22 protein-coding genes are annotated in these 25,009 nt (G+C 75.7%); 12 read left to right on the plus strand and 10 right to left on the minus strand.

All coding sequences use genetic code 11. The features are described from left to right. Positions 1 to 60: 60 nt before the first annotated feature. The gene (locus ACQPYX_RS29760) at positions 61 to 1,527 is read left to right on the plus strand and encodes an MFS transporter (RefSeq protein ID WP_433800852.1); all 1,467 of its coding nucleotides are present in this window, start codon (positions 61 to 63) and stop codon (positions 1,525 to 1,527) included. A 568-nt stretch (positions 1,528 to 2,095) separates the two neighbouring features. On the opposite strand, the gene ACQPYX_RS29765 is transcribed toward ACQPYX_RS29760, so the two are convergent. Then, a complete protein-coding gene (locus tag ACQPYX_RS29765) occupies positions 2,096 to 3,508 on the minus strand; it encodes a CCA tRNA nucleotidyltransferase (RefSeq protein WP_433803839.1) in 1,413 nt (470 codons plus the stop codon). A 194-nt stretch (positions 3,509 to 3,702) separates the two neighbouring features. On the opposite strand from ACQPYX_RS29765, the gene ACQPYX_RS29770 reads away from it, so the two are divergent. From ACQPYX_RS29770 to ACQPYX_RS29810, 9 genes are all read left to right on the plus strand, one after another. Then, entirely contained in the window at positions 3,703 to 4,188 is a 486-nt protein-coding gene (locus ACQPYX_RS29770; RefSeq protein ID WP_433800853.1) for an NUDIX hydrolase, read from the plus strand. Beyond that, entirely contained in the window at positions 4,185 to 6,458 is a 2,274-nt protein-coding gene (locus ACQPYX_RS29775; RefSeq protein ID WP_433800854.1) for a hypothetical protein, read from the plus strand. The genes ACQPYX_RS29770 and ACQPYX_RS29775 overlap by 4 nt, the downstream gene beginning before the upstream one ends. Positions 6,459 to 7,039: 581 nt before the next feature. Continuing rightward, entirely contained in the window at positions 7,040 to 9,049 is a 2,010-nt protein-coding gene (gene murJ / locus ACQPYX_RS29780) for a murein biosynthesis integral membrane protein MurJ (RefSeq protein WP_433800855.1), read from the plus strand. A 168-nt stretch (positions 9,050 to 9,217) separates the two neighbouring features. Continuing rightward, a complete protein-coding gene (locus ACQPYX_RS29785) occupies positions 9,218 to 11,170 on the plus strand; it encodes a protein kinase family protein (protein ID WP_433800856.1) in 1,953 nt (650 codons plus the stop codon). 57 nt (positions 11,171 to 11,227) lie between these two features. Continuing rightward, complete coding sequence (gene sigM, locus ACQPYX_RS29790; RefSeq protein ID WP_433800857.1) at positions 11,228 to 11,890, plus strand: RNA polymerase sigma factor SigM; 663 nt, start codon at positions 11,228 to 11,230, stop codon at positions 11,888 to 11,890. Continuing rightward, positions 11,887 to 12,567 (plus strand): hypothetical protein, encoded by a 681-nt coding sequence (locus ACQPYX_RS29795; protein ID WP_433800858.1) that lies wholly within the window; start codon positions 11,887 to 11,889, stop codon positions 12,565 to 12,567. Before sigM ends, ACQPYX_RS29795 begins: the two co-directional genes overlap by 4 nt. Positions 12,568 to 12,625: 58 nt before the next feature. Beyond that, entirely contained in the window at positions 12,626 to 13,639 is a 1,014-nt protein-coding gene (trxB, locus tag ACQPYX_RS29800) for a thioredoxin-disulfide reductase (protein WP_433800859.1), read from the plus strand. A 40-nt stretch (positions 13,640 to 13,679) separates the two neighbouring features. After that, positions 13,680 to 14,006 (plus strand): thioredoxin, encoded by a 327-nt coding sequence (trxA, locus tag ACQPYX_RS29805; RefSeq protein ID WP_433800860.1) that lies wholly within the window; start codon positions 13,680 to 13,682, stop codon positions 14,004 to 14,006. Positions 14,007 to 14,249: 243 nt separating this feature from the next. Beyond that, positions 14,250 to 15,410: an N-acetylmuramoyl-L-alanine amidase gene (locus tag ACQPYX_RS29810; RefSeq protein ID WP_433800861.1), complete on the plus strand. Its 1,161-nt coding sequence runs from the start codon at positions 14,250 to 14,252 to the stop codon at positions 15,408 to 15,410. A gap of 81 nt (positions 15,411 to 15,491) precedes the next feature. Here ACQPYX_RS29810 and ACQPYX_RS29815 read toward each other — a convergent pair whose 3' ends face one another. Then, positions 15,492 to 16,166, minus strand: a complete 675-nt coding sequence (locus ACQPYX_RS29815) for a GNAT family N-acetyltransferase (RefSeq protein WP_433800862.1) — start codon at positions 16,164 to 16,166, stop codon at positions 15,492 to 15,494. 219 nt (positions 16,167 to 16,385) lie between these two features. Here ACQPYX_RS29815 and ACQPYX_RS29820 point away from each other — a divergent pair, with 219 nt between their 5' ends. Continuing rightward, on the plus strand, positions 16,386 to 17,780 hold the full coding sequence (locus ACQPYX_RS29820) for a PLP-dependent aminotransferase family protein (RefSeq protein WP_433800863.1): 1,395 nt from the start codon (positions 16,386 to 16,388) through the stop codon (positions 17,778 to 17,780). A 47-nt stretch (positions 17,781 to 17,827) separates the two neighbouring features. Beyond that, positions 17,828 to 18,790, plus strand: a complete 963-nt coding sequence (locus ACQPYX_RS29825) for a D-alanine--D-alanine ligase family protein (RefSeq protein WP_433800864.1) — start codon at positions 17,828 to 17,830, stop codon at positions 18,788 to 18,790. 59 nt (positions 18,791 to 18,849) lie between these two features. Here ACQPYX_RS29825 and ACQPYX_RS29830 read toward each other — a convergent pair whose 3' ends face one another. From ACQPYX_RS29830 to rpmH, 8 genes are all read right to left on the minus strand, one after another. Continuing rightward, complete coding sequence (locus ACQPYX_RS29830) at positions 18,850 to 19,896, minus strand: ParB/RepB/Spo0J family partition protein (protein ID WP_433800865.1); 1,047 nt, start codon at positions 19,894 to 19,896, stop codon at positions 18,850 to 18,852. Beyond that, positions 19,893 to 20,789, minus strand: a complete 897-nt coding sequence (locus ACQPYX_RS29835) for a ParA family protein (protein WP_433803840.1) — start codon at positions 20,787 to 20,789, stop codon at positions 19,893 to 19,895. The genes ACQPYX_RS29830 and ACQPYX_RS29835 overlap by 4 nt, the downstream gene beginning before the upstream one ends. A gap of 149 nt (positions 20,790 to 20,938) precedes the next feature. Continuing rightward, positions 20,939 to 21,664: a 16S rRNA (guanine(527)-N(7))-methyltransferase RsmG gene (gene rsmG, locus ACQPYX_RS29840; RefSeq protein WP_433800866.1), complete on the minus strand. Its 726-nt coding sequence runs from the start codon at positions 21,662 to 21,664 to the stop codon at positions 20,939 to 20,941. A gap of 43 nt (positions 21,665 to 21,707) precedes the next feature. Continuing rightward, on the minus strand, positions 21,708 to 22,256 hold the full coding sequence (locus ACQPYX_RS29845; protein WP_433800867.1) for a protein jag: 549 nt from the start codon (positions 22,254 to 22,256) through the stop codon (positions 21,708 to 21,710). A gap of 127 nt (positions 22,257 to 22,383) precedes the next feature. Then, positions 22,384 to 23,508: a membrane protein insertase YidC gene (gene yidC / locus ACQPYX_RS29850; RefSeq protein ID WP_433800868.1), complete on the minus strand. Its 1,125-nt coding sequence runs from the start codon at positions 23,506 to 23,508 to the stop codon at positions 22,384 to 22,386. Next, positions 23,502 to 23,855 carry a membrane protein insertion efficiency factor YidD gene (yidD, locus tag ACQPYX_RS29855; protein ID WP_433800869.1) on the minus strand — a complete coding sequence of 118 codons (354 nt, stop codon included), beginning with the start codon at positions 23,853 to 23,855 and terminating at the stop codon, positions 23,502 to 23,504. Before yidD ends, yidC begins: the two co-directional genes overlap by 7 nt. 127 nt (positions 23,856 to 23,982) lie before the next feature. Then, the gene (gene rnpA, locus ACQPYX_RS29860) at positions 23,983 to 24,351 is read right to left on the minus strand and encodes a ribonuclease P protein component (protein ID WP_433800870.1); all 369 of its coding nucleotides are present in this window, start codon (positions 24,349 to 24,351) and stop codon (positions 23,983 to 23,985) included. A gap of 31 nt (positions 24,352 to 24,382) precedes the next feature. Beyond that, positions 24,383 to 24,526, minus strand: coding sequence for a 50S ribosomal protein L34 (rpmH, locus tag ACQPYX_RS29865; RefSeq protein ID WP_230750295.1), 144 nt, complete (start codon positions 24,524 to 24,526; stop codon positions 24,383 to 24,385). Positions 24,527 to 25,009 lie beyond the last annotated feature (483 nt).

Genomic DNA, 25,009 nt, shown 5'->3' on the forward strand with positions numbered 1-25,009 from the left:
CGCCGGACGGGCGACGACCGCCCTCCCGGTCGCGCGGAGGTCCGCGTAGCGTGGGTCGTCGTGCCCGTTTCGACCGACCGGAACCCGCCCACGCGGCCCGGGCGCGCCCGTCGTCGGGAGCTCGCCGCCCACCCCGGCTTCCTGCGGCTGCTGGCCATCCGCCTGGGTGCGCAGTGGGGCGACGGCGTCTTCCAGGCGGCCCTCGGCGGCGCCGTGCTGTTCAACCCGGAGCGCCAGTCCGACCCGGTGCTCGTCGCGCTCGGGCTCGCCGTCGTGCTGCTCCCGTACTCGCTCGTCGGCCCGTTCGCGGGCGCCCTGCTCGACCGCTGGGACCGGCGCCGGGTGTTCGTCGTCGCCGGCGCGCTGCGCGCCGTCCTCACGCTCGGGACGGCGGCGGTGGTCGCGGCCGGGGTCACCGGCCCCGCGCTCTACCTCGGCGCCCTGGCCACGATCGGCGTGAGCCGGTTCGTGCAGGCCGGGCTCTCCGCGGCGCTGCCGCACGTCGTGGTGCCCCGGCGGCTGGTCGCGGCGAACTCGCTGGTGACGACGAGCGGTGCGATCGCCGCCGCGGTCGGCGCCGCCTGCTCGTTCGCCCTCACCGGACTCATCGGCGCGGGGAACGCGCAGTCCGGGATCGCCGCGGCGGCCGCCGTCCTCGGGTCGGTCGTCATCGTCGTCGTGGCCGCCGGGATCCGGCGCGGCTCGCTCGGGCCGGACGACCCCTCCGAGGCCGCCCAGGCCCTGCGCGCCGTGGCCCTCGGGCTCGCCGACGGGGCCCGCGCCGCCCGCGAGGCCCCGGGCGTGGTGGCGGCCTTCTGCGCCGTCGCGGCGCACCGGCTGGCCTTCGGCGTCGCCACGCTCGTGATGCTCCTGCTGATGCGCAACGGCCTCACCGACTGGGGGCCGCTTCAGGCCGGCGTGGCGGGCCTCGGGGAGACCGTGGTCGCCGCCGCGGCCGGTCTCGGGGTGGCGGCCGTGGTCACCCCGTGGCTGACCGCGCGCATCGGGCGCCCCGCGACCGTGCGCGTGATGCTCGCCCTGGCGGTCGTCGCCCTCCTCGCGCTCGGGCTGCCGATGGTCCTCCCGACGATCCTCGCGGCGGCCTTCCTGCTCGGCCTCGTCGGTCAGGCCATCAAGCTGTGCGCGGACGCCGCGGTGCAGCGCGAGGTCGACGACGCCCGCCGCGGCCGGGTGTTCGCGCTCTCCGACACGGTCTTCAACGTCACCTACGTCTCCGCCGTCGCCGCGGCGGCGCTGCTGAGTCCGCCCGACGGCCGGTCGGCGACGCTGGTGCTCCTCGCCGCCGGGCTGTACGTCCTCGGCCTGGTGATCCACGAGGTCGCGCTGCGCCGCGGGGTCCCGGTCGGGGACACGCGCGGGCCGGACGGCGGGGCGGTGGTCCCCGCTCAGGGCGGCACCCACCCCGAGGTGTCCGCGCCGATCACCACGTCCGCCGTCCCGTCGGCGTCGGTGTCCGCGAGCAGCACGTCCCAGCGGGCGTCCGGCCCCGTTCCCGACGAGGCGTAGGCGCTCTCGGCGCGCCCGTCGCCGTCGTGGTCGACGAGCAGCTGGTCGGCCCGGCCGTCGCCGTCGAGGTCACACACCAGGTCCCGGCGCTCCCGGCCCACCCATCCGCCGTCGGGGACGCCGTCGTCGTCGGTGTCGAGCACCGCGACGGTCGAGCCGCTCCGCCCGCTCGGGTCGGTGAACCGCACCGTGGCGGGCGCGTCCCAGACCCCGCGTCCGGACGGGTCGGCCCAGGCGCGCTCGGGACGCCCGTCGTCGTCGAGGTCGAGCACCGCCCGGTCGGCCTCGCCGTCGCCGTCGGAGTCCCACAGGGCGTCGTCGACCCGCCCGTCACCGTCGAAGTCGAGGGCGACGGCGTCCGGCGCCCCACCACCGAGCGTCCGGTCGGCCGGGGAGCGGTGGCGGTGGACCGGCCCGTCGCCGGTGCCGAACCGATAGGTGATCACACGGGCTCGGACTCACGGCGGCCCCGATCGGTTCCACCCCGCATCGACGGTGTGGAGAACCTGCCACTGAATGACAGCAACGACGCTTCGCTGCCACCCCGGAGCAGCCACCCCGGAGGGGGCTAGAGGATCCCCTCCGCCCGCGCCCACGCCAGGAGCTCCGCCTCGGCCTCGTCCCGGTCCAGCGGCCCGCGCTCGAGGCGCACGTCCTTGAGGTGCCGCCAGGCCTTCCCGACGACGGGGCCGGGCTCGACCCCGAGGAGCTTCATGATCGCGTTGCCGTCCAGGTCGGGGCGCACGCGGGCGAGGTCCTCGGAGGCGGCGATGCGCGCGATCCGCTCCTCGAGGTCGTCGTAGGTGCGCTGCAGGGCGGCCGCCCGCCGCTTGTTGCGGGTGGTCGAGTCCGAGCGCACCAGCTGGTGCAGCCGGTCGAGCAGCGGGCCCGCGTCGGTGACGTAGCGCCGGACGGCGGAGTCGGTCCACTCGCCCTTGCCGTAACCGTGGAAGCGCAGGTGGAGGAACACCAGCTGGGACACGTCGTCGATGAGCTGCTTGGGGTAGCGCAGCTCGCGCAGCCGCTTGCGGGTCATCTTGGCGCCGACCACCTCGTGGTGGTGGAAGCTGACCCGGTTGCCCGGCTCCACCCGGCGCGTGGCGGGCTTGCCGATGTCGTGCAGCAGCGCGGCGAGGCGCAGCGTCAGGTCCGGGCCGTCGGTCTCCCGGTCGATCGCCTGCTCCATGACGGTCAGCGAGTGCTCGTAGACGTCCTTGTGCTGGGCGTGCTCGTCGATCTCGAGCCGCATCGCGGGCACCTCGGGCAGCACCACGTCGGCCAGCCCGGTGTCCACCATGAGCTCGATGCCGGCCCGCGGGTGCGCGCCGAGCAGCAGCTTCGAGAGCTCCGCCTGCACCCGCTCGGCGGTGATCCGGGCGAGCTGCGGCGCCATCGCGGTCATCGCCTCGCGGACCCGGGGTGCGACGGTGAACCCGAGCTGGGAGACGAACCGCGCGGCCCGCAGCAGGCGCAGCGGGTCGTCGTCGAAGGAACGCTCCGGCTCGATCGGCGTGTCGAGGACGCCGCGGGCGAGGGCCGCGAGACCACCGCACGGGTCGACGAAGGTGCGGTCGGGCAGCGAGACCGCCATCGCGTTCGCGGTGAAGTCCCGGCGGACCAGATCGCCCTCGACGGTGTCACCGAAGGCCACGACGGGGTTGCGGGAGACGCCGTCGTAGCTGTCCGCGCGGAAGGTGGTGACCTCCAGGGTCACGCCGTGGCGCGCCAGCCCGATCGTGCCGAACTCGATGCCGGTGTCCCACACGGCCTCGGCCCAGCCGGAGACGATCTTCTTCACCCGCTCCGGACGCGCGTCGGTGGTGAAGTCGAGATCCGTCGACTCGCGCCCGAGCAGGGCGTCCCGCACGCTCCCGCCGACCAGGTAGAGCCGGTGCCCGGCGTCGGCGAACCGGCGGCCGAGCTCGTCGGCGACGGGCGGGTACCGCAGCAGGTCCACCACGGCAGTCTGACCGGCGTCCACGGGCTCGTGCTGCTCGTTTCCGGCCTTCCCGACGACGGGTGCGGGGGCCTGGGAGGCGGTCGGGGATGGTGCGGGCACGGCGGGTCAGCCTATCGCGGGGCCCGCACCGGGCCCGCCACCACCACCGTGTGAGCGGGCGCCGCCGGGGCTCGTCGGGACCCCGTCCGTGGGTGGGGAGGCCGTACCATCACGGAATGCCCCCGTCGCCACGCCGACCCGCCGACCGCCGTCGGCGCGGCCCGCGGCGGCGGATGCGGACGGTCGACGAGTTCTCGGCGGGCGGCCTCGTCGTCGACGCCGAGCGGGGGTGCGCCGCCCTCATCGGCCGGCTGGACCGGCGCGGTCGCCTGCTGTGGTCCCTGCCCAAGGGCCACATCGAGGAGGGCGAGACCGCCGAGCAGGCGGCGGTGCGCGAGGTCGAGGAGGAGACCGGGATCATCGCGGCCGTGCAGGCCCCGCTCGGCAGCATCGACTACTGGTTCGTCGCCGAGGACCGGCGGGTGCACAAGACCGTCCAGCACTTCCTGCTCGCGGCCCGCGGCGGGGAGCTCTCGGACGAGGACGTCGAGGTGACCGAGGTGGCGTGGGTGCCGCTGGCCGAGCTCGGCTCGCGCCTGGCGTACGCCGACGAGCGCCGGCTCGTGCGGCTGGCGGCGGAGATCCTGGAGGAGTCCGCGTGATCGCAGGAGGGGCCCGCCGGACCCTCCTGCCCCTCGTGGTCACGGTGCTCTGCCTCGTCCTGACGGCGGGTGCGTGGGCCCCGGCCGCGCGCGCGACCCCGGACCAGGTGCCCGACCCGTCGTCGGGACCGGTGGCGCTGGCGCTGGACCTCGGCCCCCGGGTGGTCGGGCCGGGGACGACCGCGCTGACCGTCACCGGCCGCCTGACCAACCGCGGACCCGTCCCGGTGCGCGACCTGGGCGTCCGGCTGCAGCGGGGGGCCGCCGTCGCCGCCGACCGGGAGGCCTACCGTGCCCTCGCCGGGGCCATCTCGCCCGATCCGGCGGCCGCCGCGCCGCCCCTGACCCCGGTCGCGGCCCAGCTCGACCCCGGGGACTCGGTCCCGGTGACGCTGCAGGTGCCGCTCGCGGCCCTGGCCCTGCCCGGTCCCGGCGTCTACCCCGTCGTCGTCGAGGTCAACGGCACCCCCGGGACGGGAGCCCCCGAGCGGGTCGCCGCGGAGCGCGTCCTGCTGCCCGTGACCGGGACGGCGGCCGTCCCGCCGGCGCCCGCCACGGTCTCGCTGCTCTACCCGCTCACCGACCGCCCCCGGCGCCTGGCGGTGCCGCCCGGGGCCCCCACGCTGCTCGCCGACGACTCCCTCGCCGCCTCGTTCGCCCCGGACGGACGCCTCGGCGGCCTCGTCGCCGCGCTGACCCGCGCCGCACCGCTCGGCAGCCCGGCCGCGGCCGCCACCTGTCTCGCGGTGGACGCCGACCTGCTCGAGACCGCCCGCGACATGAGCGGCGGCTACCAGGTCACCAGCCCGACCGGCCCGCGGCCCGGGACCGGCGCCGCGGCCGCCGGGCAGTGGCTCGCCGCGGTCCGGGCCGCCGCGGTCGGTCGGTGCGTGGTGGCCCTGCCCTACGCCGACGCCGATCTGCTCGCCACGAGCCGCGGCAACATGAGCGACCTGACGACCGCCGCCCGCACTTTGGGCGCGCAGCGCACGGCCGACCTGCTCGGGGTCACCCCGGTGCCCGACACCACCGTCCCCGCGGGCGGGCTCCTCGACGAGCGCAGCCTCGCCGACCTCGCCGTCGGCGGCGCCCGGGCGCTCGTGGTCGACGGCTCCACCCTCACCGACGGTGTCCCGCCCGGCGGGGTCGGCCGGTTCGCGGGCGGGGCCGGCGGGAGCAGCCCGCTCGCCGTCGCGACCGATCCGCTCGGGGCCCGGGCGCTCGCGCAGCGGCCGACCGACCCGGACGGCACCGCCGGCGGCTCGACGGTCGCCGACGGGGCGCTCGCCACCCAGGACGCGCTCGCCGTCGTCGCCCTCCGTGCCCTCTCCCGGCCCGCCGCGACGGCGCCGGTGGTCCTGGCCCCGCCCGCGGAGTGGGACGTCGACGCCGATGCGGCGTCCGCGCTGCTCGCGGGCCTGGACGACCTCGCGCGCCGGAACCTCGTCGTCCCCGTCGACCTCGGCACCCTCGTGGCCCGGGCGGCCGCGAACCCGGCCACCCCCGCGGTCGCGCTCGGACCCGGCGACCGGGCGGCCGTGTCCGACCAGTCGCCCGCGGTCCTCGACGAGATCCGGGCGGTGCGCGACGACCAGCGCGACCTGCTCGCGGCCAGCCGCCAGGACCGCGCCGGTGCGCCGACCCCCACGGACTACCTGGAGCCGCTGACCGGGGCCCTGCTGCGCAGCCTCTCGGCCGCCGGGCGGGGCGACCCGGCGCTGCAGCGGGCGGCCGCGGACGACGTCGCGGCCCAGATGCGCACGCTGCGCTCGCTGGTGCGGGTGGTCCAGCCCGCCGGGACCTACTCGCTCGGCTCCAGCGACGCGCCGCTGCTGCTCACCGTGGAGAACCAGCTGCCCGTCGCGGTGGACGTCACGGTCGCCCTCGAACCGACGCCGGGGGTGCGGGCGTCGCCGGTGACCGTGCGCCAGGTGCCCGCGTTCGGCAGCTACCAGTTCCAGGTCGCGCTCGACGTCGAGCGGGCCGGCCAGTTCACGATCGACGCGACCGCGCGCACCCCCGGGGGCGAGTCGCTCGGGCCCACGGCTCGTCTGCTGCTGCGATCGACCGCCTACGGCACGATCACCGTGTGGTTGACCGCGTCCGCAGCCGTCGTGCTGGTGATCCTGGCGAGCCTGCGGGTGGCGCTGCGGGTCCGCGCGGCGCGGCGCGACCGTCGATCCCGGCGCAGGCGACGGCCGGGGACGACGACGGGCGGTCCGGGTCCGGACCCGGCCCCGACGGACGACCGCACCCTGCAGGCGCGATGAGCGCCCGCCCCGGACACCCGGGCCCCGGCGCGGAGACCTCCGACCGCTCCGACCGGGACCCCGACGGCCACGTCGTGGTGCCGCCCCCGCCCGCCCCGGTCGACGAGCCGCCGCGACGTCCCGAACGCCCCGCCGCCCCCGGCGCCCCCGCAGCCCCCGGCGGTCCCGACGACCCCGGGGCCCGCACCCGACCCCACGCCGCCCGCCCCCCGGCGGGGCCGCAGCAGCCGGTGGCCCCACAGCCCCCGGCGGGACCACAGCCGCCGGCGGGACCCCAGCCGCCGCTCGCCCCGGTCGGCCCGGACGCCGCGCCCCCGCCGCACCGTCCGGGGCCACCCCCACCACCCCCGCCTCCGGGTCCGCCCGCTCCGCCCTCGGGTCGCCCCGGGCCGCCACCCGCACCGCCACCCGCACCGCCCGGCCCACCCCCCGGGCCCCGCGGCCCGGCGCGCCCCGAGCCCGACCGTGATCACCGAGCACCCTCGGCCCCGAACCGGGCCGGCGGACCGCCGCCGGTGCTCGATGATCACGGTTCTGGCCGCCCGAGCGGCGGCCCGTCGGCGGGCACCCGGCAGGCATCCGTGCCGCCGCTGGGCGCCGCACCACTGCCGGGTCCGGCGCCCTCGCCCGGTCCCATGCCGTCCGGGCCGGTCCCACCCGGTGCCACGCCGCCCGGAGCCCCCGCGCCGGCCGGGCCCGTGCCGCCGGCCCGCACCCCGGACCCGGGCGCCACCCGTCCGATCGCCGCCCGCGACGCGGTCACCGTCCCCGCCCGGGCGCTCCCGGTCGAGGAGCACCCGACCACCGGGCGTCCGCCCGCGCGCGTCGAGGAGGCGACGACCCGGCTGGGCGCGCTGCCCGGCGCCGACGCGGCGACCGTCCGGGCGGCGCCGCTCGCCTCGTGGACGGTGGGCGACTCCCGGGAGGAGACCGTCCTCCTGCCGCGCCCGCCGCTCGAGCAGGACGCGCCCGCCGTGCCGGCCCCGCGGGCGCCGAGCGACGACCGCGACGACTCCTCGCTGGTCAAGGCGTCCGGCGGCATGGCGATCGCGACCCTCGTCAGCCGCCTCACCGGCTTCCTGCGCACGCTCGCCCTCGCCGCGACGATCGGTCTCGAGCTGGTCGGCAGCGCCTTCCAGATCGCCAACACCCTGCCCAACATCATCTTCGAGCTGCTGCTCGGCGGGGTGCTGACCAGCGTCGTCATCCCGGTGCTCGTCCGGGCCGCGAAGGAGGACGGCGACGACGGGGACGCCTTCGCCCAGAAGCTGCTCTCCGGCGCCGCGGTGTCGCTGCTGGTGGCGACGGCGATCGCGACGATCGCGGCACCGCTGCTCGTGCTGCCCTACATCGAGAACGAGGCCTACCGGCCGCTCGCCACCGACTTCGCCTACCTGCTGCTGCCCCAGATCTTCTTCTACGGCATGGGCGCGCTGTTCGGGGCGATCCTCAACGCCCGGGCGGTGTTCGGCCCGGCGGCGTGGGCCCCCGTGCTCAACAACGTCGTCGTGCTGGTGGCGCTCGCCGTCTACTGGTTCCTGCCCGGCCCGCCCGACGGCGGCATCTCCACCACCCAGCTGCTCGTGGTCGGCGTCGGGAGCACCCTGGGCATCGTCCTGCAGGCCGCCGTGATGCTGCCCGCGATGCGGCGCACCGGCTTCCGCTGGCGGTGGCGCTTCGGGTGGGACCCCCGGCTCACCGCGTTCGGCGGCCTCGCCGCGTGGGTGATCGGCTACGTGATCGTCTCGCAGGTCGGCCTCACGGCGATCCTGCGCGTGGCGTTCTCCGCCGACCCGGGTGGGCCGTCGGTGTACTCGAACGCCTGGCTGCTCATCCAGGTCCCGTACGGGGTGCTCGGGGTGTCGCTGCTGACCGCCCTGATGCCGCGGATGAGCGCCGCGGCCGCGAACGGCCGGCTCGACCAGGTGGTCGCCGACCTCTCGCTGGGCTCGCGCCTGTCCACGGTGACGCTGCTGCCGGTCAGCGCGATCCTCACCGTCTTCGGGTCGCAGCTCGGCATCGCGATGTTCTCGCTCGGCCGCTCGGGCGGGGCGTCCGCCGCCACGCTGGGCATGACGCTGTCCGCGTCGGCCTTCGGGCTGCTGCCGATGGCCGTGACGATGCTCCAGCTGCGGGTCTTCTACGCCATGGCGGACGCCCGCACCCCCACGTTGATCATGGTCGTGATGACCGTGGTCAAGGTGCCGCTGGCCTACCTCTGCCCCGTCGTGCTGGCCCCCGACCAGGTGGTGCTCGGACTCGCCGCCGTCAACGCCTTCGGCTTCGTGGTCGGCCTGGTGGTCGGCGACGTCTGGCTGCGGGTGCGCCTCGGACGCCTCGACACCCGCCGGGTGCTGCGGACGATGATGCTCACGGGGCTCGCCTCGGTGATGTCCGTCCTCGTCGCCGTCCTGCTGGTCACCCTGCTGGAACGGGTGCTGCCCGGCGGCGGGGCGGTGGCCCGGGCGTGGATCACCGTGGGGGTCGGCGGGACGGTCTCCCTGCTGGTCCTGGTGGTCGCCATGCGGCTGCTGCGCGTCCCCGAACTCGACCCGGTGGTCACGCGGCTGCGCCGCCTCGTCGGCCGCTGACGACCCGGGCACCGGCGGACCCGACGCCCGGACGGGTTGCGTGTCGGTGACGGGTGTCGCGCCCGGGCCCGCGTCCACGACGACGGGCCCCGGGTCCCGTAGTCTCGCCGGTGACGTGCTCCCCGGCGGGAGTGGTGGCGCGGGTGGGGCGAGCCCGGAGGTGACGGGGTGGACGAGGCGGTCAGCGCACGCCGTGTGCCGGGCCCGTCCGCCGGGCGCCCCGGTGCGGTGGCCGATCCGGCCGAGGGCGCCACGCCCGCGGAGACGCCCGGACCCGTCGCCACGAACGGCTCCGGCCCGGAGCACCGGGAGACCACGCCCGAGGAGCCGACCCCCGAGCCCACGCCCGCGTCCCGGGCCACGTCCGCCGCGCCCGGTCCCGGCGACGAGGCCCCGACGACCGCGGTGCCGCCGGTCGCCCCCGCCGGCACCGGCATCGACGGCCCCACCACCTACCTCCCCGACGGCGCGCGCCGCGGCGGCACGGGCGGCCGCACCGGGGCCCGGGCCACGACGCCGGCCCGCGGCACCCGGCGCCCGAGCCCGCCGCCGGGCCCGCGCCCGCCGTCGTCGGGACCCATCCCGGTCGGTCCGCGCGGTGCCCTGGTGCCCGGCACGATCATCGCCGACCGCTACCGGCTGGTCGCCGAGGTCGGGCGCGACCGGGCCGCCGACGCCGCCCTGTGGAAGGCCCGGGACACCACGCTCGAGCGCGACGTCGCGATGACGCTGCTGGTCGGGGGCTGGCAGGCCGACGCCCGCGCCTCGTCCGCGCTGTCCCGCGCGACCCGGTCGGCCCACTTCGCCCACCGGCACGCCGCCCGGGTGCTCGACGTCATCCAGCCCGGCTCCAGCCGCCTCCCCGGCGGTGTCCTCGGCGCCGCCGTCGCCGAGTGGACGCCGGGCCGCGACCTCGCCGAGCTCGTCGCCGGCGGGCCGCTCTCGCCCAGCGCGGCCCTGCGCGTGGTCGAGCCGCTGGCCCAGGCGGTGGCCGACGCGCACCGCGCCGGGCTCGTCCTCGGGCTGGACCACCCGCAGCGGGTGCGGGTCACGGCCCGCGCCAACGCCCGACTGGCATTCCCGATGCCGCGCGGCGACGCCGAGGTCGACGACGACGTCCGAGGCCTCGGCGCGATCCTCTACCTGCTGCTGACCGGCCGCTGGCCCTCCACCGACGGCGCCACCCCGGCCGGCCTCACCGCCGCCCCGCGGACCGCGTCGGGCGGGATCGCCCCGGTCCGCGACCTGCGGCCCGCCCTGCCGGTGGGCCTCGCGGCGCTCGTCGACCGCACGCTCGACGCCTCCGGCGGGATCCGCACGGCGGCCGCGGTGCACGGCCTCGTCCGGCAGCTGCGCGAGGGCGCCGAGGACGACGGTGTGCTCCTGCCCCTCACCGAGGACGGCGTCCAGCTCGCCGAGGACGACGGGGCGGTGTGGCACCCCGACGACGAGGACGGCGAGCGCCCCGACCCCGACACCCGCCGGAAGCTGCGGATCGGCGTGACGCTCCTGGTGGTCGCCGTCCTGGCGATCGTCGCCTTCGTCGCGTTCCAGGCGGTCTCGCTGCTCGGCGGCGGACCGTCGTCGGGGCCGCCGCTGGTCATCCCGACCTCCGCCGCCCCGGCGCCCGCCACCGGACAGGCCCAGGCGCCCGCCGTCCCGGCCGTGCCCGCCGCGCCCGGCGCCCCCGTCCAGCTCGCGAGCATCGCGGTCTACGACCCGTCCGGGAACCCCGACAACCCCGACCGCGTGGGCCGCGCCGCGGACAACGACCCGTCGACGACGTGGTCGACCTCGGACTACCGCCAGCAGTTCCCGGCGCTCAAGCCGGGCATCGGGCTGATGACCACGTTCCGCACGCCGAGCCGGCCCACCCAGGTGATCGTCCGGTCGCCGAGCCCGGGGACGACGATCGAGATCCGGTCCGCCGCCGCGCCGAACCTCCCGCTGGCGCAGACGCAGCTGCTCGGCACCGGCACGGTCTCCGGGGACACCACCACCATCCCCCTGCAGGCCGGCGCACCCACGTCGAACCTGCTGGTGTGGATCACCGCCCTCGGCCAGTCCGACGGGCAGTACGCCAGCCAGATCGCCGAGGTCACGGTGATCGGCGGGAACTGAGTCGGGTTTCGCGGAAGTCGCCCTGCCCGCCGGGCGGTCCGCCTAGCGTCGGCGACCGTGGCCGACACCCGCTCCGACGAGGCGCTGCTCGCCGCGCACGTCGCGGGGGACCCGGCCGCGTTCGAGGAGATCGTCCGGCGCTACTCCGAGCGGCTCTGGGCGTTCGCCACGCGCATCCTGCGCGACTCGCACGACGCGGCCGACGTGGTGCAGGAGGCCATGATCTCGGCCTACCGCAACGCGGCCCGGTGGCGCGGGGAGGCCACCGTGAACACCTGGCTGCACCGCATCGTGCACCACGCGAGCCTCGACCGGCTCCGCCGGCGGCGCACCCGGCCTGCCGAGCCGCTCACCGACGCCGTCGACGTCCCGCTGCACCGGGACCCCATCCTCGACCGCGAACGGGTGCTCGCCGTCGAGGAGGCCCTCGGCCGCCTGCCGCTCGCCCAGCGCGCCGCCGTCGTGCTCGTCGACATGGAGGGCATGACGGTGGCCGAGGCGGCGGCGGTGCTCGAGATCAAGGAGGGCACCGTCAAGAGCCGGGCCGCCCGGGGTCGCTACCGCCTCGCCGCCCTGCTCGGCCACCTGCGGCCGGAGTTCGACACCGCGGCCGACGAGCGCGGGCGACCGGCGGCGAGGATCGTCGGGAACGATCCGGGCGTCGGCGACGTCCGAGCCCAGGGAGGCCGGATGCGCAGCCCGTCAGGAGGGGACCGATGACCGACCCGGCGGCCGGCGCGCGCGCCGGGGACGGCCCCGACGCCGCCCGGCGCCACGGCGACGGGGACGCCCCCCGCCCCGGCGAGGAGGACCTCTTCGCCGCCCTCGACCGCACGCGGGCCGACCTCGCCGCGGCCCCGCGCCCGGCCGCGCCGGAGGGCCTCACGGCGTCCCTGCTGGCCGCGGTGGCCGCCGAGCGGGACGCCGGGGACGCCACCACTCCCGCGCCACCTGCCCGACGAGGGGTGCCCCGGGCGGGTCGTCGGTGGGCCGCCGCGGCGGTCGTCGGGATGGCGGCGGCCGCGATCGCCGCCGTGGTCCTGCTCGGGACCTCCGGCGGCCCCGTGCCACCCCCCGCTCCTACGGCGGCCCCGGGTCCGGGCCCGGCCGCGCCCGTCGTCCTCACCTCGGCGGAGCTGCCGCAGGCCCTGCGGTCCGGCCTCGGCGGCCGGGACGGCACCGCCGACCCGGCCGCGCGGGCCGCCTGCCTGGTCGCGCACGGTCTGCCGGCCGCCACGGTCCCGGTCGGCAGCCGCGCCGTGGTGCTCGACGGGCGGCCGGGCACGCTCTACGTGCTCACCACCGGTCGGGCGGCGCGGTTCCGGCTGCTCGTCGTCGGTCCGGGCTGCGCGCCCGGGTCGCCGGACACCCTCGGCGACGTGACGGTGGGCGGGTGAGTGGGGCGGGCGACACGGCGTGGGGAATCCTGGGGCCGTGGGCGACGTTTCAGCGGACGTGAGTGAGCAGACCATCCACGACGTCATCATCGTGGGTTCCGGACCGGCGGGCTACACCGCGGCGACCTATGCGGCGCGCGCGCAGCTCGACGTCGTGGTCTTCGAGGGCAGCCAGTTCGGCGGTGCTCTCATGACCACCACCGAGGTCGAGAACTACCCCGGCTTCGTCGAGGGCATCATGGGCCCAGAGCTCATGGACCAGATGCGCCGCCAGGCCGAGCGTTTCGGCGCGGACCTGCGCCCGGCGGACGTCGACGGGATCGACCTGTCCGGCGAGGTCAAGACGGTCACCGTCGGCAAGGAGCGGCACTCCGCCCGCGCCGTGATCCTCGCGATGGGTTCCGCGCCGCGCTACGTCGGCGTCCCCGGCGAGGAGAAGCTGCTGGGCCACGGCGTCTCGGCCTGTGCCACGTGTGACGGCTTCTTCTTCCGCGACCACGACATCGTCGTCGTCGGCGGGGGCGACTCCGCGATGGAGGAGGCGACGTTCCTCACCCGGTTCGCCCGATCGGTGACGATCGTGCACCGCCGCGAGGAGTTCCGGGCCTCCGGGATCATGCTGGAGCGGGCGCGGAACAACGAGAAGATCCGCTTCCGGACGAACGCCGTGGTCACCGAGGTGCTCGGCGAGAACTCCGTGACCGGGGTCCGCGTGCGCGACGTCGTGACCGGCGAGGAGGACACCCTGGAGGCGACCGGGATGTTCGTGGCCATCGGCCACGACCCGCGCTCGCAGCTGGTCGCCGGCCAGGTCGACCTCGACGACGAGGGCTACGTCCACGTGGCGCACCCGAGCACGTACACGAACCTGCCGGGGGTGTTCGCCTGCGGCGACCTCACCGACAAGACCTACCAGCAGGCCATCACGGCGGCCGGCAGCGGCTGCACGGCCTCCATCGACGCCGAGCGCTGGCTCGCGGAGAACCCGGCGACCACCGTCCCGGACACCTCGCCGAAGCCCGGTGCCGGTACGGAGCTCACCCCCGAGCTCGACGCCGTCCCGGCGTCCTGACCGAACCCGTCCCATCCGTCCCCGTCCCGAAGGAGCCCCCATGGGCAGCCCGATCACCGTCACCGACTCCACGTTCTCGGACGAGGTGCTGAACAGCGACAAGCCGGTCGTCGTCGACTTCTGGGCGACCTGGTGCGGGCCGTGCAAGATGGTCGCCCCGGTGCTCGAGGAGATCGCCCAGGAGCACGGTGACAAGATCACCGTCGCCAAGCTGGACATCGACCAGAACCAGGCGACCGCGCGGGACTACCAGGTCATGTCGATCCCGACCATGATCGTCTTCCAGGGCGGCAAGCCGGTGAAGCAGATCGTGGGCGCGAAGCCGAAGGCGGCGCTGCTCAACGACCTCTCCGACGTGATCGGCTGATCTCGCCACGTCTTCCGACGCCGGGTCCGGACCTCGTCCGGGCCCGGCGTCGTCGTGTCCGGACCGGGCGAACCCGAACCGTGACCCTCCGGCGCGGGCCCGATGCCGGGTGTGTGCGGGGCGGCAGGGCACAATGAGGCTCGGGTGAAACCGACGAGGTCGGCGCCGGCGGCACGACACCGTGGCCGCCTGCGCGGGATCGGGTCACCCGTCGCAGTGACCGGACAGGACGGGAGCAACCGAATGCAGCTGCTCAGCCGCGGCGACACCGGTCCGGCGGTCGCCGAGGTCCGCGCAGCGCTCGAGGGTCTGGACCTGCTCGAGCCCGCCGACGCGGCGCACTCCGTGTTCGACACGGCGCTGTTCGACTCGGCGCTCGAGGACGCGGTCCGTGCGTTCCAGCAGAACCGCGGGCTGATCACGGACGGTGTCGTCGGTCCCGCGACCTACCGCGCGCTGCGCGACGCCCGCTGGTCGCTGGGCGACCGCATGCTCTGCCTGCAGATGAGCAACATGATGACCGGCGACGACGTGTTCGCCCTCCAGGAGCGCCTGCTGGAGCTCGGGTACGACTCGGGGCGCGCGGACGGTGCGTTCGGCCGGCAGACCGAGCAGGCCCTGCGCAGCTTCCAGCGCGACTACGGGATGGCCCCGGACGGCATCTGCGGGCCCCGCACGCTGCGCCACCTCGGCTACCTGGGCCGCAAGGTCACCGGGGGCCGCCCGGGCCTGCTGCGCGAGCAGGAGCGGCTCCACCGCGCCGGGCCCCGGCTCTCCGGCAAGCGCATCGTGATCGATCCGGGCCACGGCGGGTCGCACCCCGGCGGGGTCGTCGGCGACGTCACCGAGGCCGGCCTCGTCTCCGACATCGCGCGGCGGCTCGAGGGCCGCATGTCCGCGGCCGGCATGGAGGCCCTGCTCTCGCACGGCCCGCAGGACTGCCCGAGCGACGCCGAGCGCGCGGCCTTCGCGAACTCGGCGGGCGCCGACGTGGTGCTCTCGCTGCACGTGGACGCGAACCCGAGCCCCGCGGCGAACGGGCTCGCGGCCTTCCACTTCGGCACCGGGACCGGCGCCACCTCCACGGTGGGCGAGGCCCTCGCGGGCTACATCCACCGCGAGCTGCTCGCCCGCACCCGGATGACCGACTGCGGCGTGCACCCCCGCCCGTGGGAGCTGCTGCGGCTGACCCGGATGCCCGCGGTGCGCGTGGAGATCGGGTACCTCACCAACGCCGCGGACCGCGCGGCACTGCTCGACCCGGCGTTCCGCGACGTCGTCGCCGAGGGGATCCTGGTCGCGGTGAAGCGGCTCTACCTGCTCGGGCAGAACGACAAGCCGACCGGCACGTTCACCTTCTCCGACATTCTCCAGCGGGAGGAAGGCAGCCCGATCGGCGCCTGACCCTTCCGAACGAACGGCACTCTCGCGCACATAGATGCTGCGAGGGTGCCGTTCGTTCGCTCTGGGGTGCCGCCGAACGGTCTAGCGGGGCGCCGGGGCGCCCACCGGAGCGGCGGGCGCCGTCGTCACCGTGACCGAGCCGAGGAGCTGCGCGATCGCCGCCTCGACGTCCTCCTTCCAGGAGAACCCGGTGCGCAGTTCGAGGCGCAGCCGTGGCCAGCGGTGGTGCGGCGCGACGGTCTTGAAGCCGACGGCACGCAGGAAGGCGGCGGGCAGCACGCAGGTCGGGGAGTCCTCCACGGTGCGCCCGTGGGCCTCGCCGCGCGGCCGGTCGGCCGCGTCGCCGAACGCCTCGAGGGCCTTCACCCCGCGCCGTGAGAGGTCCCGGACGACGTCCTGCACGAGCAGCCGACCGATCCCGACCTCGGCGAAGTCCGGTACCACGTGCAGCCCGCACAGCAGGACGGCGTCGGCGCCCACGGGCGCGGTGGGGAAGGCCGCGGCCCGCGGCACGGCCGCCGGCGGCGCGTAGAAGGCGTATCCGGCGGGGACGCCGTCGACGTGGGCGATGCGCCCGCAGGAGCCCCACTCGAGCAGGACGCCGGAGACCCACGCCTCCTTCTCCAGCTCGAGGGTGCCGAACTCCTCGGCCTGGCTGCCCAGGTGCGGGGGGAGTTCCCAGTACACGCACCGACGGCAGCCCTTGGGCAGCTCCTCGATGTTGTCGAGGGTGATCCCGACGCACTCTCGCGACACCGACACTCCCGTCTGCACTCCCCGCGGTCCGGCGAGGCCATGCGTACTCTCCCTCGCCACCGCCGACAATACGGGCGGCCGGGTCGGGTGATCGGGCACCGGGGCAGGGGGAGCGGCAGGTGGTCGCCCGCAGGGTGACGACGCTCGCTGGGGTGGGCGCCGCCGCGGCGCGTACAGTCGCGCTGATCCTGTCGTGAAGATGATCACGGAGAGTCGCTGATGACGCCGACGCCCCCCGTCCCCCGGTCCGACGCGCCCCTCGGGGCCGGCGCGGCGGCGGCGGGCGCGGCAGCGGCGGGCTCCACCGGCGACCCGCACTCCGAGCGCTACGCGGCCCGCACGTCGGGCATGACCGCCTCGGAGATCCGGGCGCTGTTCGCCGTGGCCAGCCGCCCCGAGGTCGTGTCGCTCGCCGGCGGCATGCCCAACCTCGCCGCCCTGCCGCTCGACTCCCTGGCCGCCGAGGTCGGGCACCTGATCGCGGCGGACGGCCAGGCCGCGCTGCAGTACGGCTCCGCCCAGGGCGTGCCGGTGCTGCGCGAGCAGATCGGCGAGGTCATGGCGTTCGAGGCCGGCTCGCTGTCGGCGACCGGTGGCTTCGCCCCGGACGACGTCGTGGTCACCGTCGGCTCGCAGTCGGCGCTGGACATGCTGACCCGCCTGTTCGTCGACCCCGGCGACGTCGTGCTCGCGGAGTCGCCCTCCTACGTCGGCGCGCTGGGCTCGTTCGCCGCGTACCAGGCGGAGGTCCGCCACGTCACGATGGACGACGACGGGCTGGTACCGGCCGCGCTGGAGGAGGCGCTCCAGCGGCTCGTCCGCGAGGGACGGCGCGCCAAGTTCCTCTACACCGTGCCGAACTTCCACAACCCGGTCGGCGTCTCGCTCGCCCCGGAGCGCCGCGGCGAGGTCGTCGAGCTGTGCCGCCGGTACGGCGTGCTGATCGTCGAGGACAACCCGTACGGCCTGCTCGGCTTCGACGGGCAGACCTATCCGTCCCTGCGCTCGCTCGACCCGGAGAACGTCGTCTATCTCGGCTCGTTCTCCAAGATCTTCGCCTCCGGCCTGCGGGTCGGCTGGGCGCTCGCGCCGCACGGCATCCGGGACAAGCTCGTCCTGGCCGCCGAGTCGGCGACCCTCTGCCCGCCGGCGTTCACCCAGCTCGTCGTCTCCCGATACCTCGCCACGCACGACTGGCGCAGCCTCGTGAAGTCGTTCCGCGAGATGTACCGCGAGCGCTGCGAGGCGATGCTGGGAGCCCTCGGGACGCACCTGCCGGACGGCTGCTCCTGGACCCGTCCGCGGGGCGGCTTCTTCGTCTGGGCGACCGTCCCCGAAGGCGTGGACACGCGGGCGATGCTGCCGCGCGCCGTCTCGGCGCGGGTGGCGTACGCGTCCGGGACCGGCTTCCACGCCGACGGCTCCGGGGCGCGCCACATGCGGCTCTCGTTCTGCTACCCGCCCCCGGAGCGCATCGTCGAGGGTGTCCGCCGGCTCGCCGGGGTGCTCGACGGCGAACTCGAGGTGCTGCGCACCTTCGGGCTCTCGGGCTCCGGGGCGCGGATCCCCTCGGGGGCGCCGGGGCCGCAGGCCCCCTCGGTCGACACGGCCTGACTCCCGTCCCGACGACGGGTCACGGCCCCGGACTAGGGTCCGGGGTCGTGATCGACCGCACCGTCGCCGTGCTCGCCGGCGGCCTCTCCCACGAGCGTGACGTGTCGCTGCGCTCCGGCCGTCGCCTCGCCACCGAGCTCCGCGACGCCGGGGCCACCGTCGACGAGTGGGACACCGACGCCGCCCTCCTCGGCCGCCTGCGCGACACCCGGCCCGACGCCGTCGTCGTCGCCCTGCACGGCGGGGAGGGCGAGAACGGCGCGGTGCAGAGCGTCCTGGAGCTGCTCGGGGTGCCGTTCGTCGGCACCGACGCGCGGGCCTGTCGACGGGCCCACGACAAGCCGAGCGCGAAGGCGGAGCTGGCGCGGGCCGGGATCGACACCCCGGAGTGGGTCGCGCTGCCGCACGCCACCTTCCGCGAGCTCGGCGCCGGGGCCGTCCTCGACGCGCTCGTCGCCCGCCTCGGGCTCCCCCTGATGCTCAAGCCCGACCAGGGAGGCTCGGCGCTCGGGGCGCAGGTGGTGCGCGACGCCGCCGACCTGCCGTCCGCGATGGTCGGCGCCCTCGCCTACTCCGAGACCGTGCTCGTCGAGCGCTTCGTCGACGGGGTCGAGCTGGCGGTGTCGGTCGTGGACACCGGGGACGGCCCGGCCGCGCTGCCCGCGGTCGAGGTGGAACCGCAGAGCGGCGTCTACGACTACACGGCCCGGTACACCGCCGGGCTCACCCGCTTCCACTGCCCGGCGCGACTCGAGGAGGCCGTGGCCGCCCGGGTCGCGGACACCGCCGTGGCCGCGCACCGGGCACTCGGCCTGCGCGACCTCTCGCGCACGGACGCGATCGTCGACCGCGACGGCCGGGTCCAGGTGCTCGAGGTGAACGTGTCGCCGGGCCTCACGGAGACCTCGCTCCTGCCGCGGGCGATCGAGGCGGCCGGGCTGGACCTCGGCGAGGTGTTCGGGCTCCTGGTGGAGCGCGCGGTCCGACGATCACCGGTCCGGGCCGGCTGACCGCCGAGCTCAGCGGCGATCTCAGGGCGCCCTGAGATCGCCGCTGCGGGCCTGGCCGATCACTCCGAGGGTGACGGGCCCGGGAGGCCCTTCTGGTTCATCAGCGCCGCGATGCGCTCCAGATCGTCGACCGAGCCGAACTCGACGACGATCCGGCCCTTGCGCTGGCCCAGTTCGACCTTGACGCGGGTGTCGTAGGCGTCCGAGAGCCGCTCGGCGAGGTCCTGGAGCCCGGGCGCGTGCAGCTTGCGGGCGGGGGAGCGCCGCTTGGCCGCCGGCTCCCGCTCGCCCCTCGCCAGCGTGACCGCCTCCTCGGCGGCCCGCACCGACATGCCCTCCGCGATGATCCGGGCGGCGAGCTCCTCCTGGGCGGCCGGATCCTCCATCCCGAGCAGAGCCCGCGCGTGGCCGGCGGAGAGCACGCCGGCCGCGACCCGGCGCTGCACGGCCACCGGGAGCCGCAGCAGCCGGATCGTGTTCGTGATCGCGGGACGGCTCCGGCCGATGCGATCGGCGAGCTGCTCGTGCGTCACGGCGAACTCGGTCAGCAGCTGCTGGTAGGCCGCCGCCTCCTCGAGCGGGTTCAGCTGGACCCGGTGGATGTTCTCGAGCAGGGCGTCGCGCAGCAGGTCGTCGTCCGACGTGCGACGCACGATCGCCGGGATGTGCGTCAGGCCGGCCCGCCCGGCGGCGCGCCAGCGACGCTCGCCCATGACGAGCTCGTGCGTGACCTCCACCCCGGCCTCGCCGGGGACCGGGCTCTCCAGCTCGCGGACGACGATCGGCTGCAGCAGCCCGAACTCGCGCACGGAGTGCTCGAGCTCGGCGAGCGCCTCCTCGTCGAACACCGAGCGGGGCTGGCGCGGGTTGGCGCGGATGCCGTCGACGCGGACCTCGCGGTAGACCGCCCCCGCCACGGTGCCGGCGTCACCGTCCGGTGTCGCCTCCGGGGACGTCGGGGCGGAGTCGGGTCGGCTGCGCTGCCCGATGACGACGTCCGCGGCCCGGCTCCCGACCCCGGGCCGCGTGTCCGTCGCGTTCTCCGGCGGTCCCGTGGGGATGAGGGCCGCGAGGCCGCGACCGAGCCCTCCGCGTCGCTCCGTCACGCCGACTCCCCGGCGTTCGCCCCGGCCCGACGCTCGGCGACCGCGGCGCGCATCGCGAACTCCCGGGCCGCGTCGAGGTAGCTCATCGCCCCCCGTGAGCCGGGGTCGTAGGTCAGCACGGTCTGCCCGAAGCCGGGCGCCTCGCTGACCTTCACGCTGCGCGGGATCACGGTGCGCAGCACGAGGTCGCCGAAGTGGTTCCGGACCTCGTGGGTCACCTGGTCCGCGAGCTTGGTGCGGCCGTCGTACATCGTCAGCAGGATGGTGGAGACGTGCAGGCGCGGGTTGAGGTGCGACTGCACCAGTCCGATGTTGTTGAGCAGCTGGCTCAGCCCCTCGAGCGCGTAGTACTCGCACTGGATCGGGATGAGCACCTCGGGTGCCGCCACCATGGCGTTCAGCGTGAGGAGGCCGAGCGAGGGCGGGCAGTCGACGAGCACGTAGTCCACGTCGAGCCGGTCGAGCGCCTCGTCCGAGAGCGCCTGCTTGAGCCGGGACTCCCGGTTCATCATCGACACGAGCTCGATCTCTGCGCCGGCGAGGTCGATGGTGGCGGGCACGCAGAGCAGGTCGGACGAGCGGTCACACACCTGGGCGGCCTGGTCGAGGGTGAGCTCGCCGATCAGCACCTCGTAGATCGACGGTGTCCCGCTGCGGTGGTCGACACCGAGCGCCGTGCTCGCGTTGCCCTGCGGGTCGAGGTCGACCACGAGGACCCGGGCGCCGTGCAGGGCGAGGGCGGCGGCCAGGTTGACCGTGCTGGTGGTCTTGCCGACGCCGCCCTTCTGGTTGGCGACGGTGATGACCCGGCGGCGGGCGGGCCGCGGCATCCGGTGGTCCTCGGGATGGAGCACGCGGGCGGCGCGGGCGGCCTCCTCGGCGATCGGCGTCATCCCACCGCCGTCGCCGTAGATGACCTCGCCCGCACCGAGCACGCCGGCGCCGACCGTCGAGACCGCCTCGCTCATGGCCTCCCGGACCTTCTCGGCACTCCCACGGTCGGCCCGTGGGCGTGTTTCACGTGGAACGGCCTGTCCTTCGGTCACGAGGATCGATCCTTCCTGCCACGACCACGGCGCCCTCCACCGGGACCCGAACCGGCTGCCGTCCGCCGTTCCGTCCGATGTACCACCACGATGTGCGTGAGTGCGTCTCCCGCGCCGGTGGTGACGACCTCGACGTCGCCACCGCCCGCCGCCCGGAGTTCCACGGCGTCCCGGCGCACCTCGTCCTGGGCGCTGGCTCCCTTGAGTGCGGCCAGTGTCCCACCCGGACGGACGAGGGGTAGCGACCACGCCGCCAACCGTCCGAGGGGCGCCACGGCGCGGGCCGTCGCGACGTCCGACTCACCGACCGCCCGGCGGGTCTCCCGCTCCTCGGCCCGACCCCGCCGCACGACGACGTCCAGCTCGAGGGCGGCGACGACCTCCTCCAGCCACGCCACGCGCCGGGCCATCGGCTCGAGCAGCGTGATGCGGAGGTCCGGCCGGGCGAGGGCCAGCGGGATGCCCGGCAGGCCGGCGCCCGAGCCGATGTCGACCACGGTGGCGTTCTCCGGGACGACCGACCCCACCCAGGCGGAGTTCACGAGGTGCCGGTTCCAGAGCCGCGGCAGCTCGCGCGGCCCGATCACGCCCTGCTCGCGACCCGGTCCGGCGAGCAGCTCCGCGAACCGGGCCGCGCGCGGGAGCGCGTCACCGAAGAGCTCCACCGCCTCCGGGGTGGGCGCCGAGGGACCGTCCAGCCGGTCCTGCTCGCCGAGGGTCACGTCCGGCCCCCTGTTCCACGTGAAACGGCGCTGGGCGCGGAGGTCACGACCGGCCGGGCAGGACGACCACGCGGCGACGCGGCTCCTCGCCCTCGCTCTCGCTGTGGACGCCCTCGACCCCGGCGACCGCGTCGTGCACGATCTTGCGCTCGAACGGCGTCATGGGCCGCATCTTCTGGCTCTCGCCCGAGTCCCGAACCTCCTCGGCCGTCCGGCGGCCGAGTTCGGTGAGCTCGGAGCGACGGTGCGAGCGCCATCCCGCGATGTCGAGCATCAGGCGGTTGCGGGTACCGGTCGACTGCTGGACGGCGAGGCGGGTCAGCTCCTGGAGGGCCTCGAGCACGTCGCCCCGCTGGCCGACCAGCTTCTCGAGGTCCTTGCCGCCGTCGATGCTGACGATCGCGCGGCCGGCCTCCACGTCGAGGTCGATGTCCCCGTCGAAGTCGAGGATGTCGAGCAGGCGCTCGAGGTAGTCGCCGGCGATGTCGCCCTCGCGCACGAGGACGTCCTGCGTCGAGGCAGCGGACTCCGTGGTCGAGGCGGGGGCCTCGGTCCCGTCGGCCTTGCCGTCCGACTCGAGGGTCTCCGACACGGCTTGTCTCCTCTCGCCGGGGTCGCGATGTGCGGCCCCTCCGGACCCGGGCGCCGATCCTCTCGGGGCGAGGCACGGCCAGCGGGCGATGGTCGGTCGTGGCGGGACGCGCACGCGCCCCGGGGCGTCAGCGACGCTTCTTGGACTTCTTGCCCGGACGCGACGACGCGACCTGGGCGTTGCCGCGGTTCTTCGGCGCCCCGCCGTTCTTCGCGGCGGGGGAGTTCACCTTGCCGGGCGCGGCGCGGCCACTGCTCTTGCCGGCGACCGGCCGGGCGCCGGGGCGCGGCTTGCTGGGTGCGCTCTCCGCCGGGGCGTCGGTCGCGGCGTCGGCCGGCTCGTCGTCCGCGGTCGGGGCGTGCCCGTTGCTGCTGCCGTTGCCGTTCGTGGCGGGACGGGTCGGCTTCTGGCCGGGCTTCGGCGCGAGGAGGTCACGCTGGGCGGCGGCCACCTCGCGCTGCTCCTGCTCCTCCTTGGCGATCCGGCTGTAGACGAAGTACTGCTGCGCCAGCGTCCAGGAGTTGTTGGAGAGCCAGTAGAGCAGGATCGCGATCGGGAAGAAGACACCGAAGACGAGCACGCCGAGCGGGAACAGCCACATCGTCAGCTTCTGCATGATCGCGGCCTGCGGGTTCGCGGCGGCGGCCGGCGACTGGTGGGCCGCGGAGACCCGGGCGGTGAAGTGGGTCGCGACGCTGGCGACGATCATCAGCGGCAGCGCCACCGGGATGACGTGGGCGTTGAAGTCGCTGAAGTTCAGCGAGAAGGAACCGACCGCCTGCAGGTTGCCGCTGATCGCGTCGGACAGCTTCGCCCCGAAGATCGTGGCGTTGTCGAACGAGACGATGTCGGCATAGCTGAAGACGTAGTTGTAGGCGTAGTCGAGTCGGAAGCCGCGGAGCACGTGGAACAGACCGATGAAGACGGGGACCTGCACCAGGACCGGGAGACAGCCGCCCAGCGGGTTGACGCCGTGCTCCTTCTGGAGCTTCTGCATCTCCTCCGCGAGCTTCTGGCGGTCGTTCTTGTACTTCTCCTGCAGCTTCTTGATCTGCGGCTGGAACTCCTGCATCTTCCGCATCGAGCGGACCTGGCTCACGAACGGCTTGAACAGCAGCGCGCGCAGCGTGAAGACCAGGAAGATGACCGAGAGCGCCCAGGCGAAGCCGTTGTCGGCGCCGAACACGAAGCCGAACACCTTGTGCCAGAACCACAGGATGGCCGACACCGGGTAGTAGATGAAGTTCAGCACGACGCTTGCTCCTCGCTGGTGGGGGCTCCGGCTCCCCGGGGGGCGGTGCGCCCGGAGTCAGGGGTCTCCGGGCGACGACGACGGTGCGGGGGCACGGGGTCCAGGCCACCAGGGTGCCAGGGCGCGCACTTCAGCAGTCGCACGACGGTGAGAACCGTTCCACGCAGCAGGCCGTGCACGCGCAGCGCCTCGACGGCGTACGCGCTGCAGGTCGGGTGGAAGCGGCAGTGCGGCAGGAACATCGGGGAGATCCACCGCTGGTAGAACCCGAGCACGGCGATCAGGACGCGCGCGCCCGGGCCGGGGCGCGAGGTCGTCGTCCCCGTCCGGGTCCCGGTCCCGCTCACGTCGCCCCCTCGGTTCCACCGCGTGTCCACGGTGTTCGCGGTCCATGGTGCCCGCGGTGCGGGTCCGGGGCGAGGAGTCCGCACCCGATCGCGCACCGGACGACGGGCCGGGGCGGGCCGGACGGGTCTACGGCGAGGTGACGACGGAGAGCCGGGGCCGGAGTTCCAGCCGACGCAGTGCCGCGTCGAGGTCCTCGGCCAGCTCGGCCGACGAGGCCGAGGCCGCCGGTGGGTGGGCACGCACGACCAGCGCCGTCCCGGGCGGCAGCGCGGAGAGCCGGTCGGCCACCAGGTGCCGCAGCCGACGGGTGACCCGGTGCCTCGTGACCGAGTCGCCGACCACGCGCCCCACGACGAATCCGGCCCGGGCGGGTCCGGTCGCCCCGTCGGCCGTCAGCGCGTGCACCGACAACCGACGACGGCCCGCCCTGCGCCCACGGCGCAGGACGAGCCGGAAGTCGTCGGACCGGCGGACGCGGTGAGCCGGGGGCAGCACGCACGGACCTCGACCGGCTCGCGGTGTCGGGTCAGGCGGACAGGGCGGCGCGGCCCTTGCGGCGGCGGTTGGCCAGCACCGCACGGCCGGCGCGCGTCGACATGCGCAGCCGGAAGCCGTGGGTCTTCGACCGACGACGGTTGTTCGGCTGGAACGTACGCTTGCCCTTGGCCACGACTGAGAACTCCTGCGTCGGCTCACCCCTGGTCGTGGGGGAGCGCGGGTCCACCGGGGCACGCCGAGACGCCCAGGGCTGTCCCTGGGCCGACGGACCCGGATCCGGTCACCGACCAGAGTAGCCCAGCGCCGTCACCACCCCGGGAACCGGCCCCACGTCCGGCGGGCGGGCGGCCCGTGGGAGATCATGGGACGGCGGGCCGCACGGACCGCCGGGAGGTTGTGGCCCGGTGGGCGCCCTTGTTAGCGTCCGGCACCCCACCCGGGGGACGGGGACGGCCGAGGACATCGGCCCCGATGCTCGGACGCGGTGGGCGCAGCGGACGAGGCCGAGAGCAGGAGCGGGCCGCGGAGTGCGGCGCGATTGCGGTGCGGACCCAGGGGGCGGGGGCCCGCGCGGCCGACGACCCGTCGTCGTGCACAGTTGTGGACAAGCCTGTGGACGCGCGCGCCCGGGGACGGATCATGGGGAGGGGCACCG

This window comes from Actinomycetospora sp. CA-084318, assembly GCF_050955885.1.
Lineage (GTDB): Bacteria > Actinomycetota > Actinomycetes > Mycobacteriales > Pseudonocardiaceae > Actinomycetospora.